14 protein-coding genes and 1 tRNA gene are annotated in these 19,667 nt (G+C 40.9%); 5 read left to right on the forward strand and 10 right to left on the reverse strand.

Annotation, left to right across the window (positions count from 1 at the left end; all coding sequences use genetic code 11):
• Positions 1-20: 20 nt before the first annotated feature.
• The 7 genes from JFU56_RS03280 to smc all read right to left on the reverse strand — a co-directional run bounded on the left by JFU56_RS03280 (position 21) and on the right by smc (position 10,841).
• Complete coding sequence (locus tag JFU56_RS03280) at positions 21-959, reverse strand: class I SAM-dependent methyltransferase (RefSeq protein ID WP_198436396.1); 939 nt, start codon at positions 957-959, stop codon at positions 21-23.
• Positions 960-1,075: 116 nt separating this feature from the next.
• On the reverse strand, positions 1,076-2,116 hold the full coding sequence (locus JFU56_RS03285; RefSeq protein WP_198435873.1) for an AI-2E family transporter: 1,041 nt from the start codon (positions 2,114-2,116) through the stop codon (positions 1,076-1,078).
• A 209-nt stretch (positions 2,117-2,325) separates the two neighbouring features.
• Positions 2,326-2,401 (reverse strand) — tRNA-Ala (locus JFU56_RS03290).
• Positions 2,402-2,515: 114 nt separating this feature from the next.
• Positions 2,516-3,928, reverse strand: a complete 1,413-nt coding sequence (gene gltX, locus JFU56_RS03295; protein WP_198435874.1) for a glutamate--tRNA ligase — start codon at positions 3,926-3,928, stop codon at positions 2,516-2,518.
• A 158-nt stretch (positions 3,929-4,086) separates the two neighbouring features.
• Positions 4,087-6,114, reverse strand: coding sequence for an NAD-dependent DNA ligase LigA (gene ligA / locus JFU56_RS03300; RefSeq protein WP_198435875.1), 2,028 nt, complete (start codon positions 6,112-6,114; stop codon positions 4,087-4,089).
• A 106-nt stretch (positions 6,115-6,220) separates the two neighbouring features.
• Positions 6,221-7,339, reverse strand: coding sequence for a cell division protein ZipA (gene zipA, locus JFU56_RS03305; protein WP_198435876.1), 1,119 nt, complete (start codon positions 7,337-7,339; stop codon positions 6,221-6,223).
• 19 nt (positions 7,340-7,358) lie between these two features.
• On the reverse strand, positions 7,359-10,841 hold the full coding sequence (gene smc, locus JFU56_RS03310) for a chromosome segregation protein SMC (RefSeq protein WP_198435877.1): 3,483 nt from the start codon (positions 10,839-10,841) through the stop codon (positions 7,359-7,361).
• A 206-nt stretch (positions 10,842-11,047) separates the two neighbouring features.
• Here smc and cysZ point away from each other — a divergent pair, with 206 nt between their 5' ends.
• Positions 11,048-11,788, forward strand: coding sequence for a sulfate transporter CysZ (gene cysZ / locus JFU56_RS03315; protein WP_198435878.1), 741 nt, complete (start codon positions 11,048-11,050; stop codon positions 11,786-11,788).
• Between the two features lie 143 nt (positions 11,789-11,931).
• On the opposite strand, the gene JFU56_RS03320 is transcribed toward cysZ, so the two are convergent.
• Positions 11,932-13,053: a beta-ketoacyl-ACP synthase III gene (locus tag JFU56_RS03320; protein WP_198435879.1), complete on the reverse strand. Its 1,122-nt coding sequence runs from the start codon at positions 13,051-13,053 to the stop codon at positions 11,932-11,934.
• Between the two features lie 497 nt (positions 13,054-13,550).
• Between JFU56_RS03320 and cysK the strand changes: the two genes are divergently transcribed.
• From cysK to crr, 4 genes are all read left to right on the forward strand, one after another.
• Positions 13,551-14,519, forward strand: coding sequence for a cysteine synthase A (cysK, locus tag JFU56_RS03325; protein WP_198435880.1), 969 nt, complete (start codon positions 13,551-13,553; stop codon positions 14,517-14,519).
• Positions 14,520-14,863: 344 nt separating this feature from the next.
• Entirely contained in the window at positions 14,864-15,121 is a 258-nt protein-coding gene (locus JFU56_RS03330) for an HPr family phosphocarrier protein (protein ID WP_019442913.1), read from the forward strand.
• Positions 15,122-15,169: 48 nt separating this feature from the next.
• Positions 15,170-16,897, forward strand: a complete 1,728-nt coding sequence (ptsI, locus tag JFU56_RS03335) for a phosphoenolpyruvate-protein phosphotransferase PtsI (RefSeq protein ID WP_198435881.1) — start codon at positions 15,170-15,172, stop codon at positions 16,895-16,897.
• Positions 16,898-17,019: 122 nt separating this feature from the next.
• Entirely contained in the window at positions 17,020-17,532 is a 513-nt protein-coding gene (gene crr, locus JFU56_RS03340; protein WP_198435882.1) for a PTS glucose transporter subunit IIA, read from the forward strand.
• 118 nt (positions 17,533-17,650) lie between these two features.
• Here the strand turns inward: crr and JFU56_RS03345 are convergent, their stop codons facing one another.
• Together JFU56_RS03345 and JFU56_RS03350 are read right to left on the reverse strand one after the other, a co-directional pair.
• On the reverse strand, positions 17,651-18,826 hold the full coding sequence (locus JFU56_RS03345) for a GGDEF domain-containing protein (RefSeq protein ID WP_198435883.1): 1,176 nt from the start codon (positions 18,824-18,826) through the stop codon (positions 17,651-17,653).
• Between the two features lie 248 nt (positions 18,827-19,074).
• Positions 19,075-19,620, reverse strand: a complete 546-nt coding sequence (locus JFU56_RS03350; RefSeq protein ID WP_242065830.1) for a hypothetical protein — start codon at positions 19,618-19,620, stop codon at positions 19,075-19,077.
• Positions 19,621-19,667 lie beyond the last annotated feature (47 nt).

The raw sequence follows: 19,667 nt of genomic DNA on the forward strand, positions 1-19,667 counted from the left end.
AAACGACAGGCTGATATCAATTACTCCGCTTTTGGCGAGTAAATGAAGATTAATACTTTAAGGCCTTTGCCCGCTTCAGCTTCTTTAAACACAGCTGGTGTTGGCAGTTGTTCTTGGAACACGCAATCAGGGCAATGCTCAGCAACATTATCAAATAAGAACTGCTCACCCAATTCAGGAGCGTTCAAACATAACATCACTTTACCACCCGGCTTCATTAACTGCGGGATACGTTTAATGATCTTGCTGTAATCACGTTTGATATCGACACTGCCTTTCTGGAACGACGGTGGATCAGAAATTAACAAATCATAAGGACCATGCTTACGTAAACGGCCATATGATTTAAAGATATCAACACCTTCAAATTTAACCTTCTTAAGATCATGACCGTTACTGCGGTGATTATCACGACCCATCGTCAGTGATGTGCGGCTAAGATCAACATTCATCACTTTATCTGCCCCGCCCGCTAATGCGGCCACAGAGAAAGCACACGTATAAGAAAACAAGTTCAATACGTTAGCATTTTCAGACTGCTCTTTAACCCACTGACGGCCATTGGCCATATCAAGGAACAAGCCAGTGTTTTGCGCACGCCCAAACTCAAGATTGAAGGTCATGCCATTTTCAGTAATTTCAGTACGATTACACTCTTCACCAAGGAATAATGATGTCGGCGCGCGTTCACGACAACGGAATTGCACTAAAACCGTTTTACACTGCTCGCCAAGTTGTGCTTGTAGCGCTTCAGCTAGCAGCATCAAATACTCGTTTTCTTCTTCTTTGTATAACGTAATAAGTGCAACTGGTGACAACCAATCAATGTTCATATGCTCAAAACCAGCATACGTATGGCCACGACCATGGAACAAGCGACAAGCATCTTCTGCAACCGCAGAAAAATCAATAAATTCAAGCGGCAATTTCACATCAGCCTCAGACATAGCGACAGTCACAATCTTATTCACCTTAATTAATCTTACAAAACAAAAAGGGATGCACACTGTACATCCCTTTATTCAATTCACCGTATTATACTTGATTAGCACTAAAATGCGATCAAGCCGCTCGGTTATTTTTTCACATCGACATCACTACTGATCAGTATCGACATCCAATTTTGCTCATTAATGGTTTCTAAACCAATTTTCACAATCATCGTCAGTGGTACAGCGAGTAACATACCGACAAGGCCAAGTAACCAGCCCCAGAAGATTAATGATAAGAAAACAATTAAGGTTGATAATCCAAGCCCTTTGCCCATGAAGCGAGGTTCAACAACGTTACCCATGATCAAATTAATCGTCACATAACCAGCAGCGACCGCACCAGCTTGTGGTAAACCGAGTTGTAAGGTAGTTAAGATCACCGCCGGTACAGCAGCAATTAAAGAACCGATATTAGGTACGTAGTTAAGTAGGAAGGCAATCAATCCCCATAACAGATAGAAATCAACGTCCATTATAAACAGCATTAAACCAACTGAAATACCTGTCGCAATACTGACTAAAGTTTTGATCGCGACGTACTTGTTCACCGAATCTAAAAACTTATCTAACTGGGCTAATTTAAAATCAGGGTCTTTGAACATTAAATGTAATTTCTTCGGTAATACATCACCTTCAAACAGCATAAATACAACCGTTAACAAGATCAGAAAAATATTAGCCATCACCCCAGATAAGCTGCTCACCATGCTAGATACCATAGTAACCGCCGTACCAGGGTTAAAGTATTCTAATAAAGTATCTGATGATATTTGAATATTGTATTTATTTAAGAACACCACTAAATCGCCGTAGTGCCCTTTGATTTGACTTTGGTAGTCGCCGATATTACTGGTAAGTTGCTGCACGCTTGAACCAATCACGCTGGTAATAGTAAGGCCAATCAGGATGGCAATAATCAATACAACAAAAATAGCAATTGCCCGAGGTATACGGCAACGCGTAATCAACTCGACCAATGGATTACAGATAATGGCAATAAATATCGCCAGTAAGAATGGGATAATAATCGGTGTGGCTATTTTAATACCACCGAGAATAATGATCACCGCCGCTATCATCACCAAATTACGCATTTGGCTATTTTCGTTTAGAATTAGTTTCATAGTTACTCATATAAGGTGCCACAGGGGCTAATCGTCGCTGACATTCTACGACGTGATAGATGAATATAACCTTAACTTGATAGAAACACTAATCATATTATATGGATGCAGTCGCTAAAATATAAACAATAGAGAAGTTTAGAATGGTAAAAAATGAATCTGGAATCGGAATAGAATGAAATTGATGAACTAGATTGAAGAAGTAGAAATGGTGGAGCCAAACGGGATCGAACCGATGACCTCGACACTGCCAGTGTCGCGCTCTCCCAACTGAGCTATGGCCCCATTTCTACAGCAGCTTGCGCTACTGCAGGGATAATATGCATCTGCCGTTTTGGTGTCAATATCTACAATAAAAAATTAAGACCAAACGACAGAAAGTATATTATTTACACACCGTTAGGCGTTTTCACGTGCAGCAATAAATGCTAACGCTTTGTCGATACCAGCAAGGCTACGTTCTTTGCCGATAAGCTTTAATGTTACATCTAATGACGGTGATTGACCGGCACCAGTAATAGCAACACGTAGAGGCATACCAACTTTACCCATACCCACTTCAAGCTCAGTCGCAGTATCGTTAATTGCAGCATGTAATACTTCAGCATCGCTCCAATCTGCAATCGCAGCTAGTTTTTCTTGAACTTTAACTAGCGCTTCTTTAGCTACTGGGCGTAAGTGTTTCTTCGCCGCAGTTGCATCAAATTCAGCGTAGTCTTCAAAGAAGTAACGGCTAGAAGTCGCAAGTTCTTTTAGTGTCTTAGCACGTTCAGCAAGTACTTTAACGATTTCAGCTAGTGCTGGACCGTTAGTCGTATCGATGCCTTGGTCTGCCATGTGCCACTCTAGGTGAGTTGCAACATATTCAGGTGCTAGTGTTTTAATGTAATGTTGGTTTACCCATTGTAGCTTCTCTGTATTAAACGCTGAAGGCGCTTTGTTTACATCGTCTAAGCTAAACAGTTTGATCATTTCTTCAGTGCTGAAGATTTCTTGATCGCCATGTGACCAACCTAAACGTACTAAATAGTTTAGTAGTGCTTCAGGTAGGTAACCGTCATCACGGTATTGCATCACACCTACAGCGCCATGACGCTTAGATAGTTTAGCGCCGTCATCACCTAAGATCATTGCAACGTGAGCGTACTGTGGAACTGGCGCACCTAGTGCTTTTAGGATGTTGATTTGACGTGGTGTATTGTTCAGGTGATCTTCACCACGAACAACATTAGTAATACCCATATCCCAGTCATCAACAACAACACAGAAGTTGTATGTTGGTGAACCGTCTGTACGGCGGATGATCAGATCATCTAATTCTTTATTAGCAAATTCAACTTTGCCACGGATCTTGTCATCAACGATAACAGAACCTTCTTTCGGATTGCGGAAACGCACAACGAAATCAGCACCCGTGTCAGCAATGTCACCATGGCTACATTTGCCATCGTAACGTGGGCTTTCTTTTTCAGCCATTTGCTTTTCACGTAATTCATCAAGACGCTCACGTGAACAATAACATTTGTATGCTTTGTCTTCTGCAAGTAGTTGATCAACTAATTCGTTGTAACGATCGAAACGTTGAGTTTGGAAATACGGACCTTCATCCCAATCCAGACCAGCCCATTTCATGCCTTCTAAGATCGCGTCAACCGCTTCTTGAGTAGAACGCTCTAAATCAGTATCTTCGATACGCAATACAAATTCACCACCTTGGCTTTTTGCATGTAACCAAGAATAAAGCGCTGTACGTGCGCCGCCTACGTGCAAGTAGCCAGTTGGGCTAGGTGCAAAACGAGTCTTAACAGTCATAAGTCTCACAATACCTTTTACATTATTTAATTAGCTTAACCCACGACAGGTTAAGCACATGATGCTGCGCATTTTACCATTAAAGCTAAAACTAACAACACGCGAACTAAAATTAACTACTAACACACATCAACATATTAGCTATGCGATGCTATTAACTAATTATGTGAAGCTAAAAGCGCCAATAAATCATCTTCTGAGAGAATATCGATCTCTAACTCTTGTGCTTTAGTGAGCTTAGAACCTGCAGCAGGACCGGCCACTAACGCTGTTGTTTTCTTCGACACGCTACCAGCAACCTTCGCGCCTAAATCTTGTAAACGCGTTTTCGCATCAGCACGCGAGATATTCACTAGTGTTCCCGTGATCACATAGATCGTACCAAGCAATGGTTGCTGACTTTCTTCTTTAACCGCCACGTCATCCCAAGTCATGCCCGCTTCAATTAACTGGTCAATCACTTCAAGATTATGTGCTTCACGGAAGAAGTAATAAATATGCTTCGCAACGATCTCACCAACATCACTGATCAACACTAAACGCTCAACCGAGGCTTTTTTGATGAACTCTAATGTTAGCAGGTCATTGGCCAGGTTCGCTGCAGTCGCTTCACCCACTTCACGAATACCCAAAGAATAAAGGAATTTAGCAAGTGTAGTGTGCTTTGCTACTTTTAACGCTTCGAGTAAATTAGTGGCTTTCTTTGGCCCCATACGATCAAGCAAGGTCAGTTTGCCAAACGTCACAGTAAATAGATCGGCTGGTGTTTTAATTAACTCAGCATCCACTAATTGTTCTACTAGCTTGTCACCCAATCCATCAACGTTCAACGCCTTACGTGAGGCAAAATGTTTAATCGCCTCTTTACGTTGAGCGCCGCAATACAATCCTGCAGTACAACGTACCGTTGCTTCGCCTTCAATACGTTCGACTTCAGAATCACACACCGGACATGTCGATGGGAAAACGATGTCTTGTGCATCATCAGGTCGGCGCTCTAACATCACACGCGCGACTTGTGGGATCACGTCGCCTGCTCGGCGGATGATCACCTGATCTTTAATTTTAATGCCTAAACGCGCAATTTCATCGGAGTTATGTAGCGTCGCATTACTCACCGTTACGCCACCAACAAAGACAGGTTCTAAACGTGCTACAGGCGTGATAGCGCCAGTACGACCCACTTGGAATTCAACATCCAGTAACGTGGTGATTTCTTCTTGCGCTGGGAATTTATGCGACGTTGCCCAACGTGGTGCTCGCGCAACAAAACCGAGTGTTTTCTGCAACTCTAAATCATCAACTTTATATACGACACCGTCAATGTCATACGACAGTGCATCACGACGCTGACCAATGTCTTCATAGAAATCTAAGCAACCTTGATAGCCCATTGCCACAGTAACATCAGCACAAACAGGTAAACCCCATTGCTTTAGTTTCTGTAGGTTTTCTGCATGAGAGTTCGATAAGCCTTTACCTTCGACCTCGCCTTCCACAACACCTAATGAATAAGCATTAAAAGCTAACGGGCGACTTGCTGCAATCTTTGGATCCAGCTGACGTAAGCTACCAGCAGCCGCATTACGAGGGTTCACAAAGGTCTTCTCGCCTTTCTTCTTGGCATTAACATTCAGCTGTTCAAAACCGGCTTTCGGCATGAACACTTCACCACGTACTTCTAAACGCGCTGGAAAGTCATCACCACGTAAACGCAGTGGAATTGATTTAATGGTTTTTACATTTTCAGAAATGTCTTCACCAATTTGACCATCGCCACGGGTTGCTGCACGGACAAAGTGACCGTTTTCATACAAAATGCTTGCAGCAAGACCATCGAGTTTTGGCTCACAGCTAAATTTGATCTCGGTTTTAGTCAATAAACGATCTTGTAGACGTTTTTCAAACGCCAATAACTCTTCTGCAGAAAACACATTATCCAATGACAACATCGGTATCTCATGCTTAATTTGACTAAAAGCAGTCAGCGCTTCGCCACCGACCTTTTGAGTTGGAGATGTGGCGAGTGCAAGTTCTGGGTGTTCTGTTTCTAACTGTTTTAGTTCACGCAATAAGCGGTCGTATTCCGCATCGGGTACAGTCGGATTATCCAGCACGTAATACTGGTGATTATACTCTTCTAATTGAAGTGTTAAGGTTTGAATCTGTTTTGCTTGTTCTGACATCTTTATTTCCAAAGATAAAAAATTCCGAAGATCAAAAAAAGCCCCACAGAAGTGAGGCGTTTATCTGGATAACATTGTTTATTTAGTGCTATTTTTCGCTAATACGTTACTTTGTTAGTGAACGGTTTTCTAATTTGCGAATAAACACTTGTTCTTGCTCAATAGATTCTTCTGTTAACGGGTGACGACTGCCATCCATTAATAAACCATCTACGCCATCAGCGATACGCTCTGCTGCACTTAGCATCAGGCCATAATTATGTGATGCTTGACCTGCACACGGGAACATCATGAATAATGAAACCCCAGGAGACTCAAACTGCTCCATCGTATCAATATCAAACGTACCTGGTTTAACCATATTCGCAAGACTAAAGATAACAGCACCTTTACCTGCAGCATCAACGTGGCGGTGGAAAATATCCATTGCACCAAATTTGAAACCAAAAGCAGACAATTCTTGTAATAATTCAGCGCCAGCAATGCTCTTGCCTTCACGCGCCATAATGTTTATTACGAATACAGCTTCATCAGGCAATGCCTCTTCAGACTGGGCTGTTGTATCAACTACAGTGTTAACAACAGCAGAGTCTTCACGTGCAGCCTCAATCACCATCGCAGCGTGATCAACAGCTTGAATATTGCGTTCAATCTCGTCGCTATTAACGGCTGTAGCAATCACGCTGTCATTGACCATGTGAACCACAGGACGAATCACTTCATCATCTTGTGTTGCCGGTTCATCTTCAACGCTATTTTCGACTTCTGCGCTAACAACATCATAACTTAAATCGTTTTTAACATGCGCGTTAGTCTCTGATGCTGCCAAAGATCCTTCAACATCAGTTGCAGAAAACGAACTCGTTAACCCACTAGTATTGACAGTGCTGTTCTTGATAACACTGTTATTTATAGCACTGTTCTTTGTCACAGTATTATTTATAGCACGACTAAACTGCGGCTCAATTTTTTCAACTTCAACAGGTGTCGATTCTTCACGGCCTAAGTTCATTGTCGGTTCGACAGATTTAGTCACAACACGTTTTTCACCAATGCCATCAAGGTCAAAACCTTGATTATCTTTAACGTTCTGCTCAAGTTTGCCTAACGGTTTATCTTTTAATGGTTTTACTTCGTTCTTTTTATTCGACCAAAGGCCGTGGGCAATTAAAGCAACAATTGCAATAAACCCTAATATGATGAGAACAAGTCGCAAATCTTGCATAACAGCCTATCTCTTAATGTTAATTGTCTGTAAGTTCTACCGCAGCCGATATATCGACAGCGACGATTCGAGAGACCCCTGGTTCATGCATGGTCACTCCTATTAATTGCTGAGCCATTTCCATGGCTAACTTATTATGACTAATATAAATAAATTGTACTGTTTCTGACATCTCCTGAACCAGTTTACAAAAACGCCCGACATTTAATTCATCGAGTGGCGCATCCACTTCATCTAGCATACAAAATGGCGCAGGGTTTAATCTAAATATCGCAAACACTAACGAGAGTGCTGTTAAGGCTTTTTCACCACCCGAAAGCAATGAAATGCGCGCATTCTTTTTACCCGGAGGACGCGCCATAATGGTGACCCCCGTGTCCAATAAATTGCTTGATGTAAGTTCTAACCAAGCTGCACCACCACCAAATACTTTTGGAAATAATGCTTTAAAATCAGTATTAATTTTTTCAAACGTTGTCGCAAACCGAGTACGAGTCTGTTTATCAATTTTAACAATCGCCGCTTCAAGCGTTTCGATAGCTTTCTCTAAATCATCGGTTTGTTCGTCTAAATACTGCTTACGCTGCGATTGTTGTTCAAATTCTTCGACAGCCGCCAAGTTAACAGCGCCTATCTTTTGTAATTGTGCTTCCAGTTGTTTCAACTGTTGCTGGTATTCTTTTAGCGTTAATATATTAACACACTCACGTTTCAATGTGTCTACATCCACATGGTCATCCGCAATTTGTTGATATAGTAGCTGTTCTCTTGCTTTGTTGTTAGCCTGCTTTAAATCTAACTGCTGAACTTTGTCTTTCACTTTTAAGCTACTTGACATTATCCTAGCACGTTTTTCTTCAACATGACGCCTGTCATCAATCAGTTTTGCGCGTGTTAGTTTCTTCGCGTTGTTGTCACTTTCGATAGCGATTTGTTTTTCAGCCGCGATCGCACGTGCGGTTTCTAGTTGCTGTAAGCTTTCAGCATATAATGAGTCGTCACCTAATGCAGCTATATCTTGTAAAATAGTTTGATATTGTGCATCTGTTTTGGCAATAAGCTGCTGCTGCTTCTCTATTTCAACGGTAAACTTAGTTTTCACCAAGAGTAATTCTTGTACTTGTTTTGCAAGCACTTGTTGTTCTTGTAAAAATTTAGCTTTATCTGCTTTTGCTGATTCCGCTTTTTGAATCAATCCATCATCATTCGCGAGCTGAGTGATTGCGGTTTTTGTCGACATTATCTGCTCGTTAAAGCGCTGCACTTCTTCAGCTTCAATCGCGAGTAAATTATCCAGCGTTAATAATCGAGTATTTAATTGATCATTTTGAAGCTGCCATTGAGCTTGCTGCTGCTGTAATAAGCCCAGCTCAACGGTTAACTGTTTCACTTCACTTTGCTTGTCATGTAAATTCTTTTGCAACTGCGCCGTTTGATACTGGTATTCGTCCTGAGTCACCTTCAGCGCTATTAATTGATTGTGCTGCTTATCTATCAGGGTTTCAGTGGCCGTTAAACGCCCTTGCAACAGTGATGCTTGCAGTTGCATTTCAATACGCCCTTGTGGCGCCGACACATTGGCTTTAGCATGCTGTGATAGCCACACACCTTCGTCGGTAAACCAATCGCCATGTGCGGTGATATAACTGTATTGGCTGTGATTTTCCACACCCGCTTTCGCGTCGTTAATGTTCGCGACACAAGTCACTTGATTTAGCTGACGGTTAAATAAATTGTTTTTAACTTTATCTGCTAACGAACCAATACGCGCGTCACACTGACTCGGTTTAAACCACTGCAAAGCCGGTAACTCATCAAGATCAAACTGAGCCAATTGCTCATCCGAAATACAGTAAGCATCTAGCCAATTCGCCAATACTTTTTCAACTGCAGACTCCCAACCAGGTTCAACATCTAGCTGCTGTAATAACTTTAACGGAATTGAATCGAAATTACACTCTAACCAAGTATGTGCATGGTCGGCATGCTCAGCTTTACGAAGTAGCTCTGCGATAACACTGAGTGAGGCTTTAATTTCAATTTTTTCAGCCGCATTTTTACCTATATTCGTGTCGAGTACTGATACTTGTTTATCAATGCCTTGAGCGCCGTTATTCAGCCCTGCTAATTCATGCGCGAGCTGTGTTTCTTGTGATTGTAGCCGTTGCAGCTCAGCGGTTTTATCACTGATTAAAACTTGCTTACTGTGCTGAACAAATTGTCGTTGCTCTTCAGCTAATTCGCTGCGCTGCAGTTTACTTTTATTCAATACTGATTCAGCGCTTTTCACCGCGTTAGTCAGCACATCCAGTTTACTGCTAAAACGTTGCACTTTTTCCAGGTATACCGCATGTTGAGCAATCGCCTGATCACTCGTGATCGTCGCTGTCGCGAGAGATTGATCAATCACCACTAATTCTGCAGATAGTCTATTATAGTCAGCCTCGGTCAATAAGGCCTGTTGCTGATGAACCTGTAATTGCGCTTGCTCTTCTTGCAGTAATACCTTTAATTTTTCGCTTTGCTGCAGATGTTCTTGTTGTTTACCTGCCGACTCTTGCTTGCGTGCTTTGTGATGCAGTAATTTCTGCTCAATCTTGGTTAATTCTGTGCCCTGTAAATAAAACGCTTGTTGCTGATTTTCAATTAATATCGACAGTTCACTTAACTGTACGTCCAAGTCGGTGATCTGAGTTTGCAACTTAGTCTCTGTTGCCGTCAGTTTCTCTTGTTCATTCATCAGCACGAGTTTTTGTTGAGCAAGCTGATTAATCGAACGTTCAACATCATATATCTGCACTAAACCAAGACGACTTTTCGCTTCACGTTGCTGCTGCTTTAACGCTCGAAACTGCTTCGCAACCGCTGACTGTACTTTTAACTTGTCAATTTGCACGCCTAATTCAATGCGGATATCTGCGAGTCGGTTAAGGTTGTCTTTGGTCTGATTAATGCGTTGCTCGGTTTCACGGCGTTTTTCTTTATATTTAGAAATACCTGCCGCTTCTTCAATAAAATGACGTAATTCATGGGGTTTAGATTCGATTAAGCGCGAGATCATACCCTGCTCAATAATCGCATAACTACGCGGCCCTAAACCTGTGCCTAAAAACAGCTCAGTAACATCTTTACGGCGACATTTTTTACCATTGAGATAATATTGATTAGTACCATCACGGTAAAGTTCGCGACGAATAGACACTTCATTATATTGCAATAAAGCATGATCAATTCGTTGTTTGGCATTATCGAATAGCAATTCCACACTGGCTCTCGACACAGGCGCGCGCGCCACTGAACCGTTAAAAATAACGTCAGCCATGGCATCGCCACGCAAGTGTTTAGCTGAGCTTTCGCCCAGCACCCAGCGGACTGCATCAATAATATTGGATTTACCACAGCCGTTAGGGCCAACAACCGCAGTCATATCATGGGGGAAAAGCAGTTCTGTGGTATCCACAAACGACTTAAAACCAGATATTTTGATCTTTTTAAGGTACATATCAAACAACGAATATAGAATAACCAGAAAACTTTAGCAGATGTGCCTGCAATATTAAAGATTCCTCTGATGAGAATAGAAAAGCTGCTGCTTTTTACTGCACTTTTTACGCCAATCGGGGTCTCTTTTAATGCAATGATAGCAGCACCATAACAACTGCATGATAAGATATGCCACTTAAACCACTTACATAGGCTCCATAGAATATGCTTTCAGTAAAACCATCTCTATCTGGATTTCAATATTTCTTACAAGGTTTTGATTTGATCCGTCAACCTAAGTTAAGACCTTTTGTATTGATCCCACTATTAGTAAACTTGATTTTGTTCTCGGTTAGCTTTTACTTCTTATTTCAACAAATCGACGTTTGGTTGCTGGAGCTTGAGGCTAGTTTCGACTGGTTGAGCTGGTTGGTTTATATTATTAAGCCCCTCGCCTTTATTGTCATTTTGCTGGTCTTTGGGTTCTTTTTTGGCGCGATTGCCAATATTATTGCCGCACCGTTTAATGGCTTATTGGCGGAACAAACAGAGCTGTTATTAAGTAATAAGCCGCTACCAGAAATGAGTATCAAAGACATCATATTAGATATCCCGCGCGTACTGACGCGAGAGCTAAAAAAAATAAAATACTACATCCCGCGTGCAATCGGTTTACTGCTGTTATTTTTTATCCCAGTCGTTGGTCAGACAGTTGCTCCAGTATTGTGGTTTATCTTTACCGCTTGGATGTTAGCAATCCAATATGCCGATTATACGTTTGATAATAACAAAGTCGGCTTTGATGAGATGCGTAATGAATTGTCATCCAATCGTATGCAATCATTAAGTTTTGGCTCGATGGTTGCACTGTGCCAATCCATTCCCGTGGTGAACTTCATGATCATGCCGGTTGCCGTTTGTGGTGCAACAGCAATGTGGGTTGATAACAGCGGTAAACAGCCGTAATAAACAGTACTGTAAATAATGACTATAAACAGTAGCGTTAAAAAAGCCCCAGTTAATCACTTAACTGGGGCTTTTTATTACTTACCGTTTATTCATGGCATTTATATAAATTCCATGAATAGCCATAGGAGCGAGCTAGATGACTAGCAGCGTTTCAATACCAACGAACCCACAGAATAACCCGCACCAAACGAGCAGATTAACGCTAAGTCACCACTTTCCACACCGTCTTGGTGTAAATGGAACGCAATAATAGAACCTGCTGACGCGGTATTCGCGTAAGTATCAAGAATGATCGGTGCTTCTGTCGCTGATGGATCGCGACCCAATAGCTTCTTAGCCAAATAGTTGTTCATGTTGATATTAGCTTGATGTAACCACAAGCGTTTAAAGTTACTTGCTTGTAAGTCTAAGCCGCTCAGTTGTTCTGTGATCAAGTTATACACAGTCGGTAATACTTCTTTAAATACCTTACGGCCATTTTGCATGAAGAAGCTTGAATCAGCGTTAATATCAGCGCCTTCACTACGGCTTAAATAACCTAAGTTATTGCGGATGTTATTTGAATACTGCGTAAACAACTTACTATCAATGATTTCGTAACAGTACTCACTTGTCGCCGTCGTTTTGTCTTCAATCACAACCGCGGTACACACATCACCAAAGATAAAGTGGCTATCGCGATCTTTAAAGTTTAAATGCGCAGAGCAAATTTCAGGATTTACCACTAATGCCGCTTTACTGCGGCCAGACTTAACCGCATCCATCGCGTTAGCAATCGCAAATGTAGCCGACGAACACGCCACGCTCATATCGTAGGCGAAGCCATTAGCACCCAAGAAGTGCTGTAGTTCAACCGCCATAGCAGGATAAGCACGTTGGAACCCTGACGCAGCAAAAATAATTAAATCGATGTCTTGTGCTTCTTTATTGGCAGCAGCTAAAGCTTGCTTGGCCGCAACCAGCGCCATCTGTACGGTAATGCTTGGCTCATCATCGCTAATCGGTTGAAATATAGGGCGCATGATCGCAGGATCTAAAATACCCGCTTTGCTCATCACAAAACGACTTTTAATACCCGATGCTTTTTCAATAAATTCACTGCTTGAATGTGCTTTAGCTGTCACTTCACCAGCTTCGATCGCCGCGGCATTGTCAGTATTAAAATTATCAACATAACTATTAAAGCTTGTTACTAGTTCATCATTACTGATTGCATCTGGAGGGGTAAATAAACCGCTACCACTAATTACTACATTACTCATTACATTGTCCTTTAGCGACTCATGGTGTTGGATCGCTATCAGCTAAATTGGGATACAGAGTTAACTAAAATAAAGCAAACTGTGTACTAGATCTAGCTGTGCATCCGACAAAAATGAAAAAATAGTACCTCGGCAATCAAATTAATGCTTAAAAAAAACGGCGTAAACACCGAATTAATTTATTAGCTGGAACTAATTACGCCAATTTGGTCTATATATAGAGAGGACTCAACACCATACCCCCGCATTCGAATGCCTTATATACGCTTTATTAAGTGGTGGTAGAAATGGAATTTAAACACTATGCATAACTAATCGTTATAAGTTCTTATCATTTAAGAACCTAACGATATAACAAAACAGCATTTTCAATTTTCAAACTTATCAGTATGCTTAAGACATAAGTTAGTTAATTCGTTCACAAATAACAGTTACCACATACGTATAATTACTAAATACATATAAGTTACGTGTAATCATTTATATAGGGAAATCCCATGAGCCAAATTTTACAAGACAACACACTATCTATCGGTAATACACCACTAGTACGTTTAAACCGAGTTACTACAGGTAACGTGTTTGCAAAAATTGAAAGCCGTAATCCAAGTGCCAGTGTTAAATGCCGTATCGGTGCAAACATGATCTGGCAGGCAGAAAAAGACGGTACCTTAAAAGAAGGTATTGAGATTGTTGAACCAACAAGTGGTAACACAGGTATCGCATTAGCATTTGTTGCCGCTGCTCGTGGGTATAAGCTAACATTAACGATGCCAAATACAATGAGCCTTGAGCGTCGCAAACTACTTAAGGCATTAGGTGCTAACCTTGTGTTGACTGATGGCGCAAAAGGCATGAAAGGCGCGATTGATAAAGCGGTTGAAATCCGTGATGCAAATCCTGAAACTACTATTTTATTACAACAATTTGAAAACCCGGCTAACCCAGCGATCCACGAACAAACAACGGGTCCAGAAATTTGGGAAGCAACAGACGGTCAAGTTGATATATTAGTGGCCGGTGTTGGTACTGGCGGTACGATCACAGGTACAAGCCGCTATATTAAATTAAATAAAGGCAAAGATTTAGTCTCTGTTGCCGTTGAACCAACTAACTCACCTGTTATTAGCCAAGCAAAATCAGGTGAAGCATTAACGCCGGGTCCACATAAGATCCAAGGTATCGGTGCAGGTTTCATCCCTGGTAACCTTGATTTAGAAATGGTTGACCGTGTAGAACTCGTATCAAACGAAGATTCTATCGAAATGGCACAACGTCTAATGAAAGAAGAAGGCATCTTAGCCGGTATCTCTTCAGGTGCCGCTGTTGTTGCCGCTGCACGTTTAGCTGCATTACCAGAATTTGCAGATAAGAACATTGTCGTTATTCTGCCATCATCGGGCGAACGTTACTTAAGTACTGCATTATTTGATGGTGTATTTACTGAGCAAGAACTCCAACAATAATCACAACCGTGTTGTTATAGTTACAACCGCAATCTTATAGTTACATACAATTAACAAGATTAACAAAAGCCGCACTAGCGGCTTTTTTTTGTACTAAGCATTTTTTTTATTCCTGTTGATAGCCGTCACACTTTGCCATTTTTGTTGTAATTAAACTACAACAATGGCCTGAATTAGGGGTAATATAGCTACATCGCATTGTTTTGTAGTAAAACTTACGAAAACATGATCTATACCCATATTTTTTATAAGAAATAGTTATTTTACTCTGTAAAATTAGATTACACTTACACTTATGGTTATAGTAAAACACTCTTTTAGAATCGTTATTTTAAGGAAAAGTCATGTACCAAAAATCAGTTGAAATTATCGCACCAAACGGTCTTCACACTCGCCCTGCTGCTCTTTTCGTAAAAAAAGCAAAAGAATTCGAGTCAAAAATCTCTGTTGAAGCTGGCGGTAAATCTGCAAGCGCTACAAGCTTATTTAAATTACAAACGTTAGGCCTTTCTAAAGGTGTAACTATGACTATTTCTGCTGAAGGTACTGACGAGCAAGCGGCTGTTGAAGCGCTAGTTGCTCTTATGGATATCTTAGAATAGATCCCATTAGTCATTAACGTATTTTTTGTATTGAAGTAAGGAAAGGTTATGATATCAGGCATTCTCGCCTCACCAGGTATTGCTTTTGGTAAAGCACAATTATTCATTAACGAAGAAATTGTTCTTAACCAACAAACTATTGAAACTGCACAGATCGATGAACAAATAGCTATCTTTTTAGCTGCTAGGGATAAGTCTGCGATACAGCTTGAAGCTATCACGGAAATGGCACGCCAAACATTTGGCGATGAGAAAGCTGAAATCTTCGAAGGGCACATGATGCTACTAGAAGACGAAGAGTTAGAAGACGATATCGTAACCTTTATTAAGAAAAATAAAGCATCGGCAGATCTTGCTATTCACAGCATCATTGAAGAAAACGCTGAAATGATGGCTGCACTAGACGACCCATACTTAAGAGAACGTGCTGCGGATTTCCGTGACATCGGTAATCGCATCGTAAAAAATGCACTCGGTATGGAAATTGTTTCATTAAGCGCAATCGAAGATGAAGTGATTCTAATTGCTAGCGACTTAACACCGTCAGAAACAGCACAGATTAACCTAGATAAAATCTTAGGTTTCGTGACTGACCTAGGTGGTCGTACAGCGCATACGTCAATCATGGCTCGTTCATTGGAACTTCCAGCGATTGTTGGTACAGGCAACGTAACTGAAACCATCAAATCAGGTGATTTCGTTATCCTTGATGCCATTAACAATAGTGTTATTGTTAATCCATCAGAAGACGTAATTAATGAATACAAAGCAACTCAAGCACAGTACCTTGCTGAAAAAGCTGAGCTGCTTAAAATGAAAGACTTACCTGCAATCACACTTGACGGTAAACATGTGGAAGTATGTGGTAACGTTGGCACAGTAAAAGATTGTGCTGGTGTGATCCGTAATGGCGGCGAAGGCGTTGGTCTTTACCGTACAGAATTCCTATTTATGGACCGTGATAGCTTACCAACTGAAGATGAACAGTTTGAAGCATACAAAGCGGTTGCAGAAAGCATGAATGGTCAGTCAGTGATCATCCGTACTATGGATATCGGTGGTGATAAAGATCTTCCATACCTAAACTTACCAAAAGAAATGAACCCATTCTTGGGTTGGCGCGCGATCCGTATCTGTTTCGACCGTCCAGAAATTATGAACGCACAGCTACGCGCTATCTTACGTGCATCTGCATTCGGTAAAATCCGCATTATGTTCCCGATGATTATTTCTGTTGAAGAAATTCGTCTGCTTAAGGACATCCTGACGACACTGAAAGCTGAATTAACAGCTGAAGGTCACGCTTTCGATGCTGCAATCGAAACAGGTGTAATGGTTGAAACACCAGCAGCTGCTGCTATTGCGCATCACCTTATTAAAGAAGTAGATTTCTTTAGTATTGGTACTAACGATTTAACGCAGTACACACTAGCGGTAGACCGTGGTAACGAAATGATTTCAGACCTATATAACCCACTTACACCAGCGGTACTAACGCTGATTAAACAGGTTATTGACGCTTCCCATGCTGCAGGTAAGTGGACTGGTATGTGTGGTGAACTTGCGGGTGATGAAACTGCAACGCTACTATTACTTGGTATGGGCTTAGATGAGTTCTCTATGAGCGGCATCTCTATCCCTAAAGTGAAGAAAACAATCCGTAATGCTAACTTCGCTGATGTTAAAGAGTTAGCAGACCAAGCATTAAGCTGTGCAACGGCAGGTGAAATCCAAGAGTTAATCGCTCAGTTCACCAAACAACGTGCTGCTTGCTAATTATTTCAGTTTTCATAGCATCTAATCTTGTAAGATAATGCTATGATGACAACGTAAAGTTATTGGTTATTCACACTTAAAATAACCAATAACTATGTCTACCAAATTGCTAGGAGTTAAAAATGGGATTATTCGATAAATTAAAAAAACTGGTTTCAGACGACAGTAATGACAGCAATACGCTACACATTGTTTCTCCACTTGCCGGTGAAATCGTTGCTATCGAAGATGTGCCAGATGTTATCTTTGCTGAGAAAATTGTTGGTGACGGTATCGCTATCAACCCAACTGGTAACAAACTAGTTGCTCCAGTAACAGGTGAGATCGTAAAAATTTACGAAACTAACCACGCATTCGCAATTCGCTCTGACGAAGGTCTAGAAGTACTAGTGCATTTCGGTCTAGACACTGTTGAATTACGCGGTGAAGGCTTCACACGTATCGCTGAAGAAGGTCAACATATCAAAGCTGGTGAAACCATCATTGAATTCGATCTTGAGCTATTAAAAGCTAAAGCTAAATCAGTAATTACACCATGCATCATCTCAAACATGGATGAAATTAAGAGCATGGAGAAATTCGCTGGTTCAGTTACATTAGGCGAAACTATCGTTCTTAAAGTAATTAAAGACTAGTACTTGGCGTAATTAAAGACACGTTCTTTAATTTAAGTTAAGTATATAAAAAGAGCTATCAGTAGCTCTTTTTTTTCGCCTGTATTTTAGTGATGATAACGGCCACCACTAAAATAAATCAACTCGCCATTGATAGTTGCATCACAGTACAGTTTCGACCATCTCGTTTAGCTTGGTATAAGGCTTTATCAGCCTCTTCTTCCAAGGCAAAGACATTAACGCTTTGACCAACACTAATGCCAATACTGGCCGTTACCTTTATCGCTAGCGCTGCTTTAACAGTAGTATGGTCCATAATAACCAGGCGAATTTCTTCTGCCAAATTTTCTATCTTACTGGCTGATATCAGCGGTGAATAAATACTAAACTCTTCGCCGCCAGTACGTGCATAAACACACATCGAACCACAGGTTTTAGCAATAATATTGGCGATGTCTTTAATCACTAAATCCCCCATCGCATGACCATATTCATCATTAATATTCTTAAAGTGATCTATGTCCAAAATCATCACAGCCGCTTCTTTATGCGGCGCTAAAGCCGCAATAGCATGTTGATAACCACGGCGATTGTAAATATTAGCGAGCGGGTCAGTAAACGACATATGCTGTAATGAAAAAGCATTACGCTGGGTACAGAGCATCAAATAACAGAAAGTAAGAAAACACTGAGTCATTAGCATGTTAATACAAGCAATCGCCGTCGTGATCTCAACGCAATTAAGTAAAGGCTCTTCTTGTACTAACAGCACTAGCCTTGTCACACTTAACAGCAACGATAACCCACAGGTCAACAGACAAATAACGCGTGTCATACCATATTGCTTGGCTTGATAACTGATTAAATAACGAGAGATAAAAAGAAAACTGATACTCGTGGATGCAGTCGTCAAAACCGTTGTATGCAGTGGTAGTAACTCAAAGGTTAAACCATATGCATACAAAGGGACTATCAGTAAGCATTGTGCCGCGTAGAGCCACAATAACGATTGGTTTATTTGTAGGAAACGATGAAAACCATGTGCGATAAGGCAAACCGCCAAACAGAGTAATATATTGGGGCGCATGACATTAAGCCAAGTATGACTAGCATAACCTTCTAACTTAAATAACCATAATTGCTCCGCCATAATGAAGCTATAAACTAACACCAGCAAAGAGGCTATAAGCCAATAACCGACCCCATCATAGCGACGATTACCAAACCAAGTACATAACATGATGACCGCTAAAAATGACAATCCTATCGCAGTAAAAATGGTGATGGTAAACAAGTCTAGTAAGACTACAGGCATGGGTTCCATTGACGATTCATAAACTCTAAAAGGTGATATTCACTGCTAATTAAGGATAGGGAATTTACCGCACAAGCACAGGTTAAGCAAGTCGATTGGTTACAGCCTAACCAGTCATCCCATTGCTATAGTTAATTAGGTTCTATTTTTTATAAATAAAAAGGAAGCTGCATGCTTCCTTTTTATTTGTAAATGTTGTTAAGCGCTCGAAATACGACTTAACTATATTTTCTACTTAACTGTGTTTTCTACTTAACTATGTTTGATACTTTACCTTGCTCAAATTCATAAACAATCGTACCGAATCGGTTTTGCCAAAAACGCCAGCTATCTAGTTTTAGATTAGCAGTGCGATGTGCAGGCGGGAAACCACGGCTGATGATCACCGCATCTTTCGTCATGCCAATAACCACATCACCTTGCTCAATTGCTGTTTTTTCTAATGCGCTAAATTGCGTTAAATTAACCGGTTCCAAAGCGAAAGTACGTGTCATCAATCCAGTTACATCTACTTTGGTATATTTCTCAATATTCTTCAGCGTAATACTACGACCGTCATAGGTAAAAGTCACTGTTGCAGCATTAACATCAGTAATTTTTACTGCAGAGTTAACCGGAATATGTTCACCACGTTTGTAGTTAGTTGCAATCACATTGTCTTTTTCAGTCCACATACCGACTTGTGTATAAAGCGTCGTATTATCATCCAACAACGCTTGTTGTGCTGTAGATAGCTGCACCGTTGCACAACCACTCATGACGACCGCAACCAACGCCAACCCAATTACTTTCATTTTATTTATCATCTTTAGCCTAACCTCTAATTAAATTAATCTTAATG

The sequence above is a fragment of the Moritella sp. F3 genome (genome assembly GCF_015082335.1).
Classification (GTDB): domain Bacteria; phylum Pseudomonadota; class Gammaproteobacteria; order Enterobacterales; family Moritellaceae; genus Moritella.